A 15,929-nucleotide genomic window follows, 5' to 3' on the forward strand; every position below is an offset into this window, starting at 1 on the left:
GCTGACAGGACAAGAAAAAAGGCCCGAACCGTTCCCGGTCCGGGCCTCTTGAACTGCGTTTTTAATGACCCGAAGGCCAGAAGGTTTAGCGCGCGGCTTGCAGCTTTTCGACTGTGGCGGTGACGCGTTCATTCAGCGGCTTGACCGAGTCCTTGATCGAGGCCGAGACGATCTCCGAAGCCTTGCTCATCTGGGCGATGTAGGCTTCCAGGGCCGACTTGGCCCAAGCGGTTTGCAGCTCGACGGCTTCTTGGACGCTCTTGGCGCCGGCCAGCGACTTTGCGGCGGCCACTTGATCTTCGGCGGCCTTCTTCGAATAGGCGAAGGCTTGGGCGCCGAGGGCTTCAGCGCCCTTGGTGGCGGCGGTTACCGAGGCGACGACAGCTTCCAGGTTTTTCTTCGACTGGGTGTTGGCGTCGGCCAGGGCGGCCAGGGACTTTTCCACGCCATCCTTGAACGCTTGGTTCGAGGCGGTGCTGAATTGCTCAGCGGTGTTCTTCAAGGTTTCGGCGGCGGCCATGGGGGAGCTCCTGGCAAAGGGCGGGGCACGATCAGGACCGACGATCCCGCCCATGCATTTGGGACAACGCCGGTGTCTCATGTTGCAGTGCAGCAGTCAAGATTTTTGTGCAGCGCACCATTACGTAACGGAAACAATCGCCAGCGGGCTGAAGCTTCGCTGCAACGCCTTGAAAAGATCCATGTCCGCGGCGAAATCGCTCACCAGTTGTTTACTTTGGCGTAAGGCGGCAACGCGCATGTTAGGGTACGCGTGTGGCGGTGCGGAACCGCTCAGTTCAGACGGACGCATTGATCATGTTCGCCAAGCTTAAGTCCGCCCGTTCTGTTCTCGCCGCCGCTGGCCTTGCCAGTGCGCTGCTGTGCGGTCTGGTCGCCCCGAACACGGCTGCGGCCCAGATCCCGTATCTGCAACTCAACACCGCCGAGCCAAAATACGCGGCGATCGTGATCGACGCCAATTCCGGCGAAATGCTTTATGATAAAAGGGCTGACAGCCCCCGCTACCCCGCGTCGGTCACCAAGGTGATGACGCTTTACCTCACCTTCGAGGCGCTTAGCGAAGGCCGCCTGAAGCTCACCGACCGAGTGCCAATCTCCTCGCACGCCGCCGCTCAGGCGCCGACCAAACTGGGTCTGCCCGTCGGCGACAGTGTCAGCGTGGACGAAGCGATTCGCGCCATGGCCGTGAAGTCGGCCAACGACGTCGCCGTCGCCATGTCCGAACGAATCGGCGGCAGCGAAGGCCGCTTCGCCGCTCTGATGACCTTGCGTGGTCAGGAATTGGGAATGCGCAACAGCCGGTTCGTCAACGCCTCGGGCCTTCCCGACAGCCGCCAGATCAGCACCGCCCGTGACTTGGCGATCCTGGCCCGGGCCACGATGCGCGACTTCCCGCAGTACTATTCCTACTTCAGCATCACCGGCTTCAATTTCCGGGGGAACTACATCCGCGGCCACAACCGTCTGCTGACCAGCATGCCTGGCTTCGACGGCCTGAAGACCGGCTACACGAACGCTTCTGGTTACAACCTCGCCGGGTCGGCCGTGAAGGATGGACGGCGACTGATCGCCGTGGTCCTGGGCGGATCCTCGACCGCCTGGCGCGACAACAACATGGAAGACCTGTTGACCACGGGCTTCGACGTGATGAAGCGTCGTTCGCGCGGCGAACGCACGACCATCGCCGCCAACCTGTACGAAGACGAGCCGACCGGCCCGATCATGCGTCCCTCCTCCGAAGAGGGCGACGGCGACCAGGCCGGCCTGAAGATCGTGCTCACCGACAATCCGCGCGCCGCGCCGCCGATGAAGGTCTCGCCGACCCTGCGTCAGGCCCAGGCCAGCGCCAAACCCGCCCCCAGCAAGACCAAGGGCGGGTGGGGCGTGCAGGTTGGAGCCTTCCAATCCAAGGCCTTGGCCCGCGAGCAGATCTCGCTGGTTCGCTCGCGCTTCGCCAGGTTCGTCGCCGATGCCGAAGGCGCGGTCGAGGGCGCGGCGGGCGGGGCGTTCCGCGCTCAATTCCAGGGCCTGAGCGCGGACGCCGCCCGCGGCGCCTGTCAGGCGATCACCGCCAAGCGTCAGCCGTGCATGGTCCTGTCGCCGCGCTAGAGCATTTTTCGAGCGAACTGGTTCCGGTTCGCGTGAAGAAAAATGCGTCAAAACAGAAGATTAGAGCTCACGGCCTGACGCAGTCAGGTCGGGAAATGCTCTAGGGCGGACTATTTTCCGCCAAGCAACCGATCTCGCGCGGCGTTGAGCTGGGCGGCGAGACCCGCCGTGCCGCCCTTGTCCGGATGGGCCAAGCGCATCAGGCGGGCATATGCCGCCTGGACCTCCGCCTTGGACGCCTGGGGTCCTACGCCGAGGATCGAGCGCGCCTCGCTCAGGCTGACATCCGATTTCGCGACGACCTTGCGGATGATCGGTCGCTGCCTGGCTGTGGTCGCCGTCCAGATGCCGATCACCAGAAGGACGATGCAGACTTCCCAGGCCTGGCGGACGCCGGCATAACCCGCGCCGGCGAATGAGACGATGGCCAAGGCCCCTGCCCCCACGCGCCAACCATCCCCCTTCAAGAGGCGCGAGGCGCGACCCGACAGGATGAACAGCAACAGCAGGCCGCCTAGCAGCAGATAGAACATTCAGCGTCTGTCCCGACGCCGCCCCGACTTACTGGGCGGCGAGCAGAGTTTCCCCGGAAAAGGCCGACAGGCCAAGGGAATGCATCAGGGCCCGCAATTCCTGGCGCGCGGCCAGATGCTGCAACGACACCGGCACCGGACGCACCTGGGGCGACAGGTCGGCGATGGTCAGGCCGAACGGAAACAGTTCGCGATAGATCACCCGGTCGCGCAGACCCGGACCCATGCGGAAGCCGACGCGCTTTGAGAGCGCGGTCAGGCGATCCTCGACGCGCTTGCGGTTGCGAGCCTCGGTGGTGGCCAGGCGGTTGCGCAGCACCACCCAGTCCAGCGCCTGGCGCTGACCCGACAGGGCGCGAGCCTTGCGAGCTTCCCACACCGTCAGCGAATAGAGGCTGGGCTTTTGCAGTTCCATGGTCACCGGATCGATGTGACCCAGCATGTCGAAATCGACGAAACTGTCGTTCATCGGGGTGACGATCAGGTCGGCCAGGCCGTGGGCCATGCGCGATATGGCGGTGTCGCCGCCTGGGGTGTCGATCAGCACGAAGTCGGCGGCGTCGCGCGCGGCGACGAAGGCGGCCTCGAACTTCTCGACCTGATCGGTTTCCGGGCCGGCCGCCAGGGCGATGTCATCCTCGCTCAGGCGTTGCTGGATGGGCATGGGCAGGGTCACGCCATTGGCGGCGACCCAGGCCTGGCGATTTTCGAAAAACCGCATCGTCGAGCACTGGCGCAGGTCCAGGTCCATCAACGCCACCTTGGCGCCGCCATACAGCAAGGCAGTGGCCAGATGCACGGCGATCGTGGACTTGCCCGCCCCGCCCTTCTCGTTGCCGACGACGATGACGCGCGGCTCGGCCATGGCTGTCTGTCCTTCTTTCCGCCCGACTCGGCGACTCTTAGCGAAAGATTAACATGCAAGAGACGCCCTGAGAGGGTTGGACGTCAATCCACGGCCCGCTTCCCTGTGGACCCATTGTCGCAGGTGGACGCTTGAGGCCCTGTCCTTCATAAGCCAACGCCTGTTCGTCCAGGAGTTCGCCGTGTCTGATCCGGCCCCGAAAATCGTCCGCACCGTCGCCGACCTTCGTGCCGAGGTGCGGGGCTGGAAGACGGCCGGAGATCGCGTGGCGCTGATCCCGACCATGGGTGCGCTTCATGACGGCCACTTGTCGCTGATCAGGCTGGGCCAGCAACACGCCCAGCGGACCGTGGCCAGCGTCTTCGTCAATCCCAAGCAATTCGCGCCGCACGAAGACTTCGACTCGTACCCGCGCGGCGAGGCTCGCGACGCCGAACTGCTGGCCGCCGCTGGCTGCGACCTGCTGTTTGCGCCCGGCGTCGACGAGATGTACGCCCCAGGCTTCTCGACAACGATCAACCTGACGGGCGTCTCCGAACCCCTTGAAGGCGCTGCGAGGCCTCAGTTCTTCGGCGGCGTGGCTACGGTCGTCGCCAAGCTGCTGATCCAGAGCCAAGCCGACATCGCCCTGTTCGGCGAAAAGGACTACCAACAACTCCAGGTCATCAAGCGGGTGGTGCGCGACCTGGACCTGCCCGTCGAAATCATCGGCGCCCCGACCGCGCGGGCTGCGGACGGCCTGGCCCTCTCCTCGCGCAACGCCTATCTCAGCCCCGAGGAACGCGCCGCCGCCGTCACCCTTCCCACCGCCCTCAAGGCCGCCGCCGAGGCTGTCGCCGCCGGCGGCCGGATCGACGACGCCGAGGCCGTTGGCAAGACCGCGCTGATCAACGCCGGCTTCCGCCAGATCGACTATTTTGACGTCCGTGAGGCCAGCGGTCTGTCGCGCCTGGGTCCCGGCCCGATCGGCGACGCCCAGGGCCGCATCCTGGTCGCCGCCTGGTTAGGCAAGACCCGGCTGATTGACAACATGGGCATATAAAATATCCGCTCATCCCGGCGAATGCCGGGACCCAGATCTCAAGGCGCTCGGGTTGACGGGAAGAGCGCAGTGCTTTTAGAACCCGCTTCTCAGCCATTCCATCTGGGTCCCGGCATTCGCCGGGATGAGCGGTTGAAAATTACCAGGCGCCCAGTTCGCGCAGTTGTCGCGCCAGGTCGGCTGGCATCTCGGCTGCCTCGCCCTCAGTCAGGTCCGGCGGGATGTCGGCGTGCTGCAGGTAGCGCCAGCCCTGGAACGGCCGTCGCGGGGTCGGGGCGACGCGCACGAGGTTGCGATCGACGGTGACCTCGCAGCGCGAGGCCGGGCCTTCGCCGATCGTGTCGATGGCCAGGATCGTCTGGCGGCACAGGATCTGGCCCTTGATCACCCGGTACAGCGAACCGCCCTCCAGCACCTCGTCGACCCGCTTGGGCGTCATGCGGGTTTGCATGATCCAGGGCCTGGCGGCGTCGGCGTGCCAGGCGACGAGGTCGTCGATGGTGTCGCAACCGACGACCAGCTTGATAATGTGCAGAGGCATGGCGGGTACTTAGGGCGCGCGCCGCGCCGAGGAAAGAGCCGACGTGGATGCGATGGAGGACATGCCCATGGGCATGTCCTCGTCTGTTCCTAGGACGCTACGGCCAGCGCGGGCTCCAGTCGCGCCAGCACCACGCCCTCGCTGACCTGGCCGCCGGCGATGGCTGACAGTTCGGCCACCACCCCGTCGAACGGGGCGGCCAGGGCGTGCTCCATCTTCATGGCCTCGAGGGTCAGCAGGGTCTGGCCCTTGGTGACCGTCTGCCCGGCCTCGACGTCCACCGAGACGATCTTGCCCGGCATCGGCGACAGGATCGCGCCGTCCGAGGCCGAAACGTGAGCCGCCCCGACCTTCGGCGTGAAGTCGAACTCACGAACGTCGCCGCCTTCAAAGACATAGAGCGGGTCATCGCCGAACGCCGAAGGCAGAACGTCGACGTCGTCGAGCGGCCGGCCGTCCTCGACCGTGATGTCCCACGACCAGTCGTCGCCCGCACCACCAGCGAGGGCCACCCGCAGCGGCACGACCTTGCCGTCCACCGACATCGGCAGGTCCATGGCCGCCCGAGGCGCGTTCATACGAAAGCCCGATAGGCGCGACGGCCCTCCGTTCCAGACGTCGGCCTTGGGCGTGTCGGCCTCCATGAAGGCCTCCAGCCGTTGGCCGATCGCCGCCAGGGTCGGCGCGTCGGAGAAGTTTCGCGCCGTCAGTTCCTCCAGCCGGGCCTCGATGAAGCCGGTATCGACGTCGCCCGCGATGAAGTCGGGATGGCTGGCGCACTTGGCCAGGAAGGCGGCGTTGGTCTTGACCGGATAGACCTCGACCAGCCGGCAGGCCTCGGCCAGGCGCGCCGCGGCGTCCTCGCGATCGACACCATGGGCGATCAGCTTGGCGATCATCGGGTCGTAGAACGGCGTTACCTCGCCGCCCTCCTCCACAGCGCTGTCGACCCGCACGTCACCCTCCGGCAAGCGGAAATGGATCAGCGGACCGGTCGAGGGTAAGAAGCCCGTGGCCGGGTTTTCGGCATAGAGGCGGGCCTCCATGGCCCAGCCGTCGAGCACGATCTCGTGCTGCTCCAGCGGCAATGGCTCGCCCGAGGCTACCAGAAGCTGCCATTCCACCAGGTCCTGACCGGTGACCATCTCGGTGACCGGGTGCTCGACCTGGAGCCGGGTGTTCATCTCCATGAACCAGATGCGGTCGGCGCGCAGGCCATCCGAGGCGTCGGCGATGAACTCCACCGTGCCGGCTCCCACATAGCCGACGGCCTGGGCCGCCTTGACCGCCGCGTTGCAGACGGCGGCGCGGGTGGCCTCGTCCATGCCGGGGGCCGGGGCCTCCTCGATGACCTTCTGGTGGCGGCGCTGCAGCGAACAATCGCGCTCGAACAGGTGGACGACATTGCCGTGGCTGTCGCCGAACACCTGCACCTCGATGTGACGGGGCCGGGTGACGTATTTCTCCAGTAACACACGGTCGTCGCCGAAGCTGGCCGACGCCTCGCGTTGGCATGAGGCCAACAGGGCGACGAAGTCCTCGGCGCGTTCGACCTTGCGCATGCCCTTGCCGCCCCCGCCGGCGACGGCCTTGATCAGCACCGGGAAGCCAATCTTGGCCGCCTCTTCCGCCAAACGCGGGGCGGACTGGTCCTCGCCCAGATAGCCGGGCGTGGTCGGCACGCCCGCCGCGATCATCACCTTCTTGGCGGCGTCCTTCAGGCCCATGGCGCGGATGGCGCTAGGCGGCGGGCCGATCCAGATCAGGCCCGCGTCGATCACCGCCTGGGCGAAGTCGGCGTTCTCGGAGAGGAAGCCATAGCCGGGGTGGATGGCCTCGGCGTCGGATTGCCGGGCGGCGGCCAGGATCTTTTCGGGGACCAGATAGCTTTCTCGCGCCGGCGCTGGGCCGATCAGGATCGCCATGTCGGCCTCCATTACGAATGGCGCCTCGGCGTCGGCTTCCGAATAGACCGCGATGGTCCGCACGCCCAGCTCGCGGGCGGTGCGGATGATGCGGCGGGCGATCTCGCCGCGGTTGGCGATCAGAACGGAAGAGATCAACGGTGAAATCCTAGATCTGCGCCAGGGAGGGGTCGAACAAGTTTCGGACTAGATGGTCCAGGAGGGCTTACGGCGTTCCAGAAACGCGCGCACGCCTTCTTGACCTTCGTCGGACACACGCCTCCGCGCGATGCGTTTTGCCGTCTCGTCGATCAGGCCCCGGTCGATCTTTTGGCCGACAAGGTCGTTGACCAGCGCCTTGGCGTCGGCGATCGCGCCGGGCGCGCAGGCGGCGACCTCTTCGATCAGGGCCTCCTGGGCGGCTTCCAATCCGGCGGCGTCATCGAACACTTCGTCGACCAGACCGTAGCTCCACGCGGCGTCGGCGTCGAATACCCGGCCGGTGGCGAACAGCAGCTTGGCGGTGCGCGGACCCAGGGCGGCGATCACATAGGGACTGATGGTGGCCGGGGTCAGGCCCAACTTGACCTCGGAAAAGGCGAAGCGGGCGTCGGCCGTGGCCAGGGCGTGATCGCAAGCGGCGACCAAGCCCGCGCCGCCGCCGAACGCAGGCCCCTCGACCAGGGCCACGGTCAGGGCCGGGATGTCGTGCAGGGCCTTGAGCATGTGCGCCAGTTCCAGCGCGTCGGCCCGGTTGTCGTCCTCGCTCCACTCCGCGGCGGCGCGCATCCATTCCAGGTCGGCCCCGGCGCTGAACGCTCCCCCCACGCCGCGCAGGAAGACGATCCGCACCCCCTCGGCGCCGTGAAGGGTCTCGAAGGCCTCGCGCAGGGCGGCGATCGTCGCCGCGTCAAAGGCGTTCTTCTTGGCCGGCCGATTGATCCAGACGGTCACCGCCCCGCCCGCCGTCGAGTCCAGATGGACCAGCGGGCTCATGGTGTCGGTGTCGAGAACCTCGACGATCGGATCGGCGATAGGATTGGTCATGACTTCACCTTTCGGGCAGGGCGTTACATCCGGAAGACGCCGAACGTGGTGTCGGGGATCGGGGCGTTGAGGCTGGCGCTGATCGCCAGGCCCAGCACGTCGCGGGTCTGGGCCGGGTCGATGATGCCGTCGTCCCACAGGCGGGCGGTGGCGTGGTAGGGATCGCCCTCTTCCTCGTAGCGGGCGCGGATCGGCGCCTTGAAGGCTTCCTCGTCCTCGGCCGCCCAGGTCTCGCCCTTGGCCTCCATTCCGTCGCGCCTGATCGTGGAAAGGACGCTGGCGGCCTGCTCGCCGCCCATCACCGAGATGCGGCTGTTGGGCCAGGTGAACAGGAAGCGCGGGCTGTAGGCCCGACCACACATGCCGTAATTTCCCGCTCCGAAGGACCCGCCGATCAGGACGGTGAACTTGGGCACTTCGGCGCAGGCCACCGCCGTGACCAGCTTGGCGCCGTCCTTGGCGATGCCGCCGGCCTCGTACTTGCCGCCGACCATGAAGCCCGAGATGTTCTGCAGGAACACCAGCGGGATCTTGCGCTTGCAGGCCAGCTCGATGAAGTGCGCGCCCTTGACGGCGCTCTCACTGAACAGCACGCCGTTATTGGCCAGGATCGCCACCGGCATGCCCCAGATCCGGGCGAAGCCGCAGACCAGGGTCGTACCGTACAGCGCCTTGAACTCGTCGAACGCGCTGCCGTCGACGACGCGGGCGATCACTTCGCGCACATCGTAGGGCGCGCGAACGTCGGTCGGGACGACACCGTAAAGCTCGGCCGGGTCATGCAGCGGCGGCTTGGCGTCGTGGATCTCGGTCTCGACGCGCTTGGTGTTATTGAGGTTGGCGACGATCGAACGGACGATCTCCAGCGCGTGCTCGTCGTCATTGGCCACATGGTCCACCACGCCCGACCGACGGCCGTGGGTGTCGGCCCCGCCCAGTTCCTCGGCGCTGATGATCTCGCCCGTGGCGGCCTTCACCAGCGGCGGGCCGGCCAGGAAGATGGTGCCTTGGCCCCGAACGATCACCGTCTCGTCGCTCATGGCCGGCACATAGGCGCCGCCGGCCGTGCACGAGCCCATGACGCAGGCGATCTGGGCGATGCCCTGGGCGCTCATCCGGGCCTGGTTGAAGAAGATGCGGCCGAAGTGATCGCGATCGGGAAACACCTCGGCCTGGTGGGGCAGGTTCGCGCCGCCGCTGTCGACCAGATAGACACATGGCAGGCGGTTTTGGGCCGCGATTTCCTGGGCGCGCAGGTGCTTCTTCACGGTCATCGGGAAATAGGCGCCGCCCTTCACGGTGGCGTCATTGGCGACGATCATCACCTCGCGACCCGACACCCGGCCGATGCCGGTGATGATGCCGGCCCCGGGGGCCTCGCCATTATAGAGGTCGCAGGCCGCCAATTGGCCGATCTCCAGGAACGGCGAGCCGGGGTCCAGAAGCCGCTCGACACGCTGGCGCGGCAGCAGCTTGCCGCGCGCCGTGTGCCGCGTCCGTGCACTTTCCGGACCGCCCAGAGCCGCGACCGCGACCCTTGCGCGCAGGGTCTGAACGAGGTCACGGTTGTGCGCGGCGTTTTTGGCGAACAACGCGCCGTTTTTGTCGATACCCGTGTTCATCTTCGGCATTAGCGAGGCATAGCCTTTTCCGTTTCCCACTGAAAGCCGCAGTTTTTGACCTTCGATGGTCAAGTTCCGCGGTTCAAGTTAGCGTCCTACCGTGGTCACCCTGCCCGACTTCATGGCCGATACGGCCCTCGCCCGGCTCTTCGCGCAAGAACATCGCGAAGGCGACGCCGCTTGGTTCTCCCTTCCAGGCGGCGCGACACTGTACGCGCCTGGCGAGGCGGCGGACTATCTCTACTTCGTGCGCACCGGCCGGCTTGGCGCGTTTCGGCGCGAGGAAGGTCAGGAGACCCAGTTCCTGGGGGTGATCCGGCCTGGCGAACCGGCCGGCGAGATGTCGATGATCGCCGGCGCGCCCCACTCGGCCAACCTGGTCGCCCTGCGCGATTCGGAGATCCTGGCCCTGCCCCGCGCCGCTTTCTTCGAGGCGGTTGAGCGCGACCCCGAGGTGATGATCGAGCTGTCGCGGCTGATGATCCGCCGGGCCCGCAACGCCGGCGCCCACGCCTCGATCGGCGATCCGTCGGTCTATGGCTTCATCGCAGTGGAGCCGGGCAAGCTGATCCGACCGATCATCGACCGCATCGCCCACGCCGTCGAGACCCTGGGCTATTCGGTCACCGTCGAAGGCGCCGAATCCTTGCTGGCCCCGACCGAGTGGTTCAGCAGCGTCGAGCGCCGGCACGACTTCGTGCTGTACGTGGCCGAGGCCCACGAGACCGCCTGGAAGCATGTGGTGGGCCGGCAGGTGGACCGCCTGTTCCGCGTCGGCCAGGGCGATCGCGCCCCGCCGCCGGTGATCCCCTCCTACGCTTCCGGCCCGCTGCAGGACCAGCGGCTGGTCGACCTGATCCTGCTTCAGCCGGCCAGCGTGACCCACCCCAAGGGCTCGGCGGAGTGGCTCGACGCCACCCAGGCCGCGCGACTGTTCCATCTGCGCGAGAACGGCATGGCCGACGTGCAGCGCCTAGCGCGGGTGCTGACCGGCCAGTCGGTGGGCCTGGTGCTGTCCGGCGGCGGCGCCCGCGCCTATGCCCATATCGGCGCCATCCAGGCTCTGCGCGAGCGCGGCGTTCCGATCGACTTCGTCGGCGGCGCGTCGATGGGGGCCGTGGTCGCCGCCGGCCTGGCCATGGGCTGGGACGACGGCGAGATGGAGACCCGCATCCGCAAGGCCTTCGTCGAGACCAGCCCGCTGGACGACATCGCCTTCCCGCTGGTGGCCATGACCCGCGGCCTGAAGGTCAAGGCGCGGCTGGGGGAGCATTTCGACGTGATCGAGATCGCCGACCTGTGGCTGCCGTTCTTTTGCGTCTCGTCGAACCTGACCTCGGGCTCCTACCACCTGCACCGCCAAGGCGTGCTGCAGGACGCCCTGCGCGCCTCGATCTCCCTCCCCGGCGTGCTTCCGCCGGTGGCCATGGGCAATTCGGTGCTGGTCGACGGGGCGGTGATGAAGAACTTCCCGGCCGACGTGATGCGGGCCTTCCATCTGGGTCCCATTGTCGGGGTCGACGTCACGCGGGGCCGCAGCATCACCGCCGAGGACGTCGATCTCCCGACCTCGCTGTGGACCTGGTTCTGGTCGGGCGAGTGGCGCAAGGGGCCGCCGATCGTCGCCCTGCTGATGCGGGCCGCCACGGTCTCGACCGGCCGCGACCTGACCGCCAGCCGCGAGGCGTCCGACGTGCTGATCACCCCGAAGCTCGACAAGATCGACATCCGCGACTGGCGGGCCTTCGAGCCTGCGGTAACGGCCGGCAAGACCGCCGCCGCCATGGTCCTGGACAGCCTGGCCAAGCCGGTCACCGAACTGCGCAGCCGCCCCAGCCTCGCCGACTTGGCCCGCGCCGGTCAGTAGCGCTGGGCGATGATGAACAGTCGAGGGAACGGGAACAGGGTCACGCCGTCGTCGCGGCGCGGATAGTCGACCGCCAGCCGCGCGCGCCAAGTCGCCAGGAACGCCGCGCGCTCGGCCGGATCGCTCAGGGAGTCCAGATAGGGCTTGAGGCTGGTCCCCGACGTCCAATCGATGAGGGGGTCTTCCCCGCCCAGCGCGTGGACATAGGTGGTCACCCAGATGTCGAGGTCAGCGCTGAGCGGCGACAGCCAGTCATGATAGGATCGTGGATCGGCCTCGGACCGCACCGGCGCCAGTGCACCGAGTCGATCCGCCCACGGCCCGTCTCGCGCCACCTCGCGCAGGCTGCGCCGCCAGCCGTCGTCGGCCACCACCGGGATCTGGCAGGCCAGGACGCCGCCCGGGGCCAGCAGACCCATCAGCCGTGGGAACAGCGTCTCGTGGCCCTCGAGCCATTGCAGGGCGGCGTTTGTAAAGATCAGGTCGGGCGCGACGTCGGGCGCGAAGGTGGCGATGTCGCCAAGCACCCAGTCGATGTCGCCGCGCATCGCCTGGCCGCGCGCCAGCATTTCCGGACTGGAATCCAGGCCATGCACCTTGGCCCGAGGATGCCGGGCGGCCAACAAGGTCGCGTGCTCGCCCGTGCCGCAGCCCAGGTCCCAGATCTCCTGCGGATCCAAGTCGCGCGGTATCTGCAGCATCAGGTCCAGGGCCGGACGATCGCGATAGGCCTTGTAGCGTTGATAGACGTCGGGGTCCCAGGTCGGCATCCGCGCTCCACGGTCAAGCTGCGACAATCGGTCCGCTCATTTGCACCAAATGGTCGCTTTTGTCGCATAGGTCCGGAACCTGACCGTGCCTATGTTCAGTTAAGGCGCAGATCCTGGCGCCACGGGAAGGAAAACCGAAATGAACCGCGTCGTCGCACTCGCCGCCAAAGCCCCCTCTTTGAACGTTCAGCGCGCGGGCATGCTGGTTCTCAACACCGGTTTTTGGACCTTCGTCATCCTGGTCGGGCGAGCCCTCTACGCCTGATCGGTGACGCAGACTCGGGTCGCGCATTCCCCCCTTTGCGCGACCCGGGGGTACCCTTTTCGAGCACGGCCCGCCCCCGACACGCTGTCGCGATATTCCCCCTTTGCAGGACGGCCGATCGGCGCCCATATTCGTATCGTGTTGTTCAACATCTGAAAGGAGGTGACCAGTGTCTCATTGTCTCCAACCGAGGTCGCGAGTGACCTGGAGCCTGAAGAACGAGGTTTCCAACTGAGGGCGTTGCACGCCTAAGGTTCGAGTCACGCCGCGATGCGGCTACGACGATGGAGGGCTGTTTCGAGTAATCGGGACGGCCCTTTTTCATTCCCGGATGCGGACGGGACAGGCCCAATGGCCGGTCCCCGCCGCCATAACCCCCCCACCACTTACCACCCCATAAGGAACCCCCCGAGAGCGGTGGTGCCCCCCCCCAGGGGGTAAAACTTGGCGTCGCGCACCAGCCGCTCCACCGGCCATTCCTTGGTGTAACCCGCCCCACCCAGGGCCTGAACAGCCTCCAGAGACACCTTCACCGCGTTTTCAGACGCCATCAGGATCGCCCCCGCCGCGTCGAACCGCGTGGTCTTGCCGGCGTCGCAGGCCCGCGCCACGGCATAGACATAGGCCCGGGCCGAGTTGAGGGCCACGTACATGTCGGCCACCTTGCCCTGCATCAACTGGAACGAGCCGATCGCCTGGCCAAACTGCTTGCGGTCGCGGACATAGGGCAGCACCACGTCCAGGCAGGCCTGCATGATGCCTAGAGGCCCGCCCGAAAGCACGGCTCGCTCGTAGTCCAGGCCGCTCATCAACACGCCGACGCCGCCGCCCACCGGGCCCATGACGTTCTCTTCCGGGACCTCGCACTCCTCAAAGACCAACTCGGCGGTGTCGCTGCCCCGCATGCCCATCTTGTCGAGCTTATTGCTGACGCTGAAGCCCTTGATGTCCTTTTCGATCAGGAAGGCCGTGATTCGTCGCGAGCCCTCTTGTCCATTGGCGGTCTTGGCATAGACCACCAGGGTGTCGGCATGCGGGGCGTTGGTGATCCAGAATTTCGTGCCGTTCAGCACGTAGCGATCGCCGACCAACTCGGCCTTCAACTTCATCGACACCACGTCCGATCCCGAACCGGCCTCGCTCATGGCCAGCGCGCCGACATGCTCGCCGCTGATCAGCTTGGGCAGGTAGCGCGTCTTCTGCTCCGGCGTGCCCCAGCGGCGGATCTGGTTGACGCAGAGATTCGAGTGGGCGCCGTAGCTTAGCCCCACCGAGGCAGAGGCGCGGCTGACCTCCTCCATGGCGATCACGTGCTCGAGATAGCCCAGGCCCAGGCCGCCGAACTCTTCTTCAACGGTGATCCCGTGCAAGCCTAGGTCGCCCATCGGGACCCACAGTTCGCGTGGGAAGCTGTTGGTCTGGTCGATCCTGGCCGCGATCGGCGCGATGTGGTCGGCCGCGAAGCGGGCGGTGGTGTCTCGGATCGCGTCGGCCGTCTCGCCCAGCGCGAAGTCCATCGAAGGTGAGGTTTGGTTCGTCATGGGGCGAACACATAGCACAAACGCCCGCAGATCAAGCAGACCTGCGGGCGTTCATGCTCTCGGTGCGAGGGATCGAGGGTCTAGTCTTCGTTCTCGAGATCGGGATCGCCCAGGCGTCGCATCAGCAGATAGGCCGAGGTGGCGAAGCAGATCATGCCGATCACGCTGGCGGCCCAGCCGAACATCTTGATGGGCGACAGGCCCTCATTGGCCCCGACGCTGAGGTTCCACAGGATACCACCGCCAAACAGCGCCAGGCCGAGCAGGCCCAGGCTGACCAGCAGGCTAACCCCGCCAAAGGCGTGCGGCTGAGCTTCCGCGAACGGCACGTCCTGCGGTTCGAGGTCGACCTCGGCGCTGGTCGAGAAGCCGCCCAGATTGAACACCGAGCCGCCGACGCGCACCCTGGGGGGCTCGAACAGGTTTGGCTCGGCAACGAGCGGCGCCTCGGGGAGCGGCGCCTCGGGCTCCGGCGGCGGCGCGAAGACCGGCTCGGCCGTGGGCTCTTCCGATGTCAGCTGGAATGGCGCGGGCCCGGGCTCGGCCAGGAGGGGCTCTGCGGGCTTCTGATAGAGCACGGCCGACAGCTGGCCAGAGGCGGCCACGGGCGGCTCGGGCAGAACCAGGTCCTGGCTGGGCAAGGCGGCGGCGATCGCCGCGATCTCGTCAGGCAGGATGGCTTCCAGCCGGGCGCCGACTGCGGCGGCGGCCTGCTCGCTGGCGCTGGGCCCCGACTCCTTGGTCAGCAGGACGGGCGAAGCGTCCTCGCGATAGGCGACGGCGCGGTCGCCCTCCAGGGAGGTGGTGATCGCGGCGGGAGTCTGGGCGGGGATCAGGGCGCCGGCGTCATGGTCGACCTTGGGCCGCAGCACCGAGCTCGGCGCGGCCACCCAATTGCCGTCGGTCGGCGTCAGGAACAGCGTCTTTTCGGCCGAGCGGCGGCGCACCAAGGCGTCGATGACGATCCGTTCGCCCTCGAAATCGGCCTTGCGCCACATCTCCATCGCGCCGGCGGCCTGCAACAGCGCGCCCTCGTTAAGCCGACGCAGCACGCCCGAACGGACGAAGTTGTCGGTGCCGATATTGAAGGCGAAACAGGCCAGGGCGTCGAACTGGTTCTGGTTCAGCGGGGTGTAGACGTTCTCGTTCACCGCATGGGCCACGGTGATCAGGTCATAAAGCAGCAGAGCTTCGGCGTCCTGTTCCGAGACAGAGGCGCCAGCTCGGGCGGTCAGGGTGTGGCCATAGCCCAGCGTCCAGCGCCCGTCGGGCAGCTGCGCGGCTTTCATCCGGTAACCCTCGAACCTCTTGATGAGATCGACGGCGGCGCGGGAGACCTGATAACGCGGTTTCATCGCCAGAGATGACCCAGTTTGAGACAGACGCGGATGCGTTCGAGAGACTCCGCGCAAGATGGGCGCCGTTCTTCAGCGCCATCCCTGCACTGCCGCTTGGGTCCCCTGAGTTCACAAACGAAGTGCAACACTCTCTGACCGAGGTGTTGCGATGGGACAAGCCTATGATCACTTACGCTTGAGGAGCGGTGTGAGCTTGCCCGGCGTCGTGAAGCGGGTGAGACGATCCGACCAATCGCTGCGGCTCTGGGTCGCTCGCCATCGAGCATCTGCCGTGAGCTGAAGCCTAATGGCGCGCCCAAGGCCGCCTACAAACCCGTGCCGGCCAGCGATCTCAGCAAGGCCCGGCGCTGGCGAGGCAGCCGCCTGGAACGCGACGAGGTCCTCCAGGGCCAGGTGCTCGAGCACCTGGCCCTGGGCTGGTCGCCCGAGCAGGTGGCCGGACGG

14 protein-coding genes and 1 pseudogene are annotated in these 15,929 nt (G+C 66.8%); 5 read left to right on the plus strand and 10 right to left on the minus strand.

Annotated elements, in window-relative coordinates; all coding sequences use genetic code 11:
- Nucleotides 1-85 precede the first annotated feature (85 nt).
- Nucleotides 86-520: a phasin family protein gene (locus ACP7AG_RS14900; RefSeq protein WP_426031752.1), complete on the minus strand. Its 435-nt coding sequence runs from the start codon at nt 518-520 to the stop codon at nt 86-88.
- Nucleotides 521-816: 296 nt separating this feature from the next.
- On the opposite strand from ACP7AG_RS14900, the gene ACP7AG_RS14905 reads away from it, so the two are divergent.
- Nucleotides 817-2,130, plus strand: a complete 1,314-nt coding sequence (locus ACP7AG_RS14905; RefSeq protein WP_426012647.1) for a serine hydrolase — start codon at nt 817-819, stop codon at nt 2,128-2,130.
- Between the two features lie 110 nt (nt 2,131-2,240).
- On the opposite strand, the gene ACP7AG_RS14910 is transcribed toward ACP7AG_RS14905, so the two are convergent.
- Together ACP7AG_RS14910 and ACP7AG_RS14915 are read right to left on the minus strand one after the other, a co-directional pair.
- Entirely contained in the window at nt 2,241-2,663 is a 423-nt protein-coding gene (locus ACP7AG_RS14910) for a molecular chaperone DnaJ (protein ID WP_426012649.1), read from the minus strand.
- A 28-nt stretch (nt 2,664-2,691) separates the two neighbouring features.
- Entirely contained in the window at nt 2,692-3,528 is an 837-nt protein-coding gene (locus tag ACP7AG_RS14915; RefSeq protein ID WP_426012650.1) for a division plane positioning ATPase MipZ, read from the minus strand.
- 181 nt (nt 3,529-3,709) lie between these two features.
- Here ACP7AG_RS14915 and panC point away from each other — a divergent pair, with 181 nt between their 5' ends.
- Entirely contained in the window at nt 3,710-4,570 is an 861-nt protein-coding gene (panC, locus tag ACP7AG_RS14920) for a pantoate--beta-alanine ligase (protein WP_426031754.1), read from the plus strand.
- Nucleotides 4,571-4,709: 139 nt separating this feature from the next.
- Here panC and ACP7AG_RS14925 read toward each other — a convergent pair whose 3' ends face one another.
- The 4 genes from ACP7AG_RS14925 to ACP7AG_RS14940 form a co-directional block, all read right to left on the minus strand.
- The gene (locus ACP7AG_RS14925; protein WP_426031755.1) at nt 4,710-5,111 is read right to left on the minus strand and encodes a DUF1489 family protein; all 402 of its coding nucleotides are present in this window, start codon (nt 5,109-5,111) and stop codon (nt 4,710-4,712) included.
- Nucleotides 5,112-5,200: 89 nt separating this feature from the next.
- Nucleotides 5,201-7,174 (minus strand): biotin carboxylase N-terminal domain-containing protein, encoded by a 1,974-nt coding sequence (locus ACP7AG_RS14930; protein WP_426031757.1) that lies wholly within the window; start codon nt 7,172-7,174, stop codon nt 5,201-5,203.
- Between the two features lie 48 nt (nt 7,175-7,222).
- Complete coding sequence (locus ACP7AG_RS14935; RefSeq protein WP_426012658.1) at nt 7,223-8,062, minus strand: enoyl-CoA hydratase-related protein; 840 nt, start codon at nt 8,060-8,062, stop codon at nt 7,223-7,225.
- A 23-nt stretch (nt 8,063-8,085) separates the two neighbouring features.
- Nucleotides 8,086-9,693 (minus strand): carboxyl transferase domain-containing protein, encoded by a 1,608-nt coding sequence (locus tag ACP7AG_RS14940; RefSeq protein ID WP_426031759.1) that lies wholly within the window; start codon nt 9,691-9,693, stop codon nt 8,086-8,088.
- Between the two features lie 112 nt (nt 9,694-9,805).
- Here ACP7AG_RS14940 and ACP7AG_RS14945 point away from each other — a divergent pair, with 112 nt between their 5' ends.
- On the plus strand, nt 9,806-11,551 hold the full coding sequence (locus ACP7AG_RS14945) for a patatin-like phospholipase family protein (protein WP_426031769.1): 1,746 nt from the start codon (nt 9,806-9,808) through the stop codon (nt 11,549-11,551).
- Here the strand turns inward: ACP7AG_RS14945 and ACP7AG_RS14950 are convergent.
- The gene (locus tag ACP7AG_RS14950) at nt 11,545-12,321 is read right to left on the minus strand and encodes a methyltransferase domain-containing protein (protein WP_426031761.1); all 777 of its coding nucleotides are present in this window, start codon (nt 12,319-12,321) and stop codon (nt 11,545-11,547) included. The two genes, ACP7AG_RS14945 and ACP7AG_RS14950, sit on opposite strands and share 7 nt — an antisense overlap.
- 139 nt (nt 12,322-12,460) lie before the next feature.
- Here ACP7AG_RS14950 and ACP7AG_RS14955 point away from each other — a divergent pair, with 139 nt between their 5' ends.
- Entirely contained in the window at nt 12,461-12,586 is a 126-nt protein-coding gene (locus ACP7AG_RS14955) for a hypothetical protein (protein ID WP_426031763.1), read from the plus strand.
- A gap of 386 nt (nt 12,587-12,972) precedes the next feature.
- On the opposite strand, the gene ACP7AG_RS14960 is transcribed toward ACP7AG_RS14955, so the two are convergent.
- Together ACP7AG_RS14960 and spmX are read right to left on the minus strand one after the other, a co-directional pair.
- Nucleotides 12,973-14,127, minus strand: a complete 1,155-nt coding sequence (locus tag ACP7AG_RS14960; protein ID WP_426031765.1) for an acyl-CoA dehydrogenase family protein — start codon at nt 14,125-14,127, stop codon at nt 12,973-12,975.
- An 80-nt stretch (nt 14,128-14,207) separates the two neighbouring features.
- Nucleotides 14,208-15,482, minus strand: coding sequence for a lysozyme-family localization factor SpmX (gene spmX / locus ACP7AG_RS14965; RefSeq protein ID WP_426031767.1), 1,275 nt, complete (start codon nt 15,480-15,482; stop codon nt 14,208-14,210).
- Nucleotides 15,483-15,665: 183 nt separating this feature from the next.
- Here spmX and ACP7AG_RS14970 point away from each other — a divergent pair.
- Nucleotides 15,666-15,929 (plus strand): annotated as a pseudogene (locus tag ACP7AG_RS14970) (helix-turn-helix domain-containing protein); the annotation flags it as partial.

It is taken from the genome of Caulobacter sp. DWP3-1-3b2, assembly GCF_049896325.1.
Lineage (GTDB): Bacteria > Pseudomonadota > Alphaproteobacteria > Caulobacterales > Caulobacteraceae > Caulobacter.

What these genes read in the sequence shown, in the direction of transcription:
- ACP7AG_RS14955 (WP_426031763.1), top strand. Translation starts at nt 12,461, where the DNA reads ATGAACCGCGTCGTCGCACTCGCCGCCAAAGCCCCCTCTTTGAACGTT.
- ACP7AG_RS14945 (WP_426031769.1), top strand. Translation starts at nt 9,806, where the DNA reads ATGGCCGATACGGCCCTCGCCCGGCTCTTCGCGCAAGAACATCGCGAA.
- ACP7AG_RS14925 (WP_426031755.1), bottom strand. Translation starts at nt 5,111, where the DNA reads ATGCCTCTGCACATTATCAAGCTGGTCGTCGGTTGCGACACCATCGAC.
- ACP7AG_RS14935 (WP_426012658.1), bottom strand. Translation starts at nt 8,062, where the DNA reads ATGACCAATCCTATCGCCGATCCGATCGTCGAGGTTCTCGACACCGAC.
- ACP7AG_RS14915 (WP_426012650.1), bottom strand. Translation starts at nt 3,528, where the DNA reads ATGGCCGAGCCGCGCGTCATCGTCGTCGGCAACGAGAAGGGCGGGGCG.
- spmX (WP_426031767.1), bottom strand. Translation starts at nt 15,482, where the DNA reads ATGAAACCGCGTTATCAGGTCTCCCGCGCCGCCGTCGATCTCATCAAG.
- ACP7AG_RS14950 (WP_426031761.1), bottom strand. Translation starts at nt 12,321, where the DNA reads ATGCCGACCTGGGACCCCGACGTCTATCAACGCTACAAGGCCTATCGC.
- ACP7AG_RS14900 (WP_426031752.1), bottom strand. Translation starts at nt 520, where the DNA reads ATGGCCGCCGCCGAAACCTTGAAGAACACCGCTGAGCAATTCAGCACC.
- ACP7AG_RS14940 (WP_426031759.1), bottom strand. Translation starts at nt 9,693, where the DNA reads ATGCCGAAGATGAACACGGGTATCGACAAAAACGGCGCGTTGTTCGCC.
- ACP7AG_RS14910 (WP_426012649.1), bottom strand. Translation starts at nt 2,663, where the DNA reads ATGTTCTATCTGCTGCTAGGCGGCCTGCTGTTGCTGTTCATCCTGTCG.
- ACP7AG_RS14905 (WP_426012647.1), top strand. Translation starts at nt 817, where the DNA reads ATGTTCGCCAAGCTTAAGTCCGCCCGTTCTGTTCTCGCCGCCGCTGGC.
- ACP7AG_RS14960 (WP_426031765.1), bottom strand. Translation starts at nt 14,127, where the DNA reads ATGACGAACCAAACCTCACCTTCGATGGACTTCGCGCTGGGCGAGACG.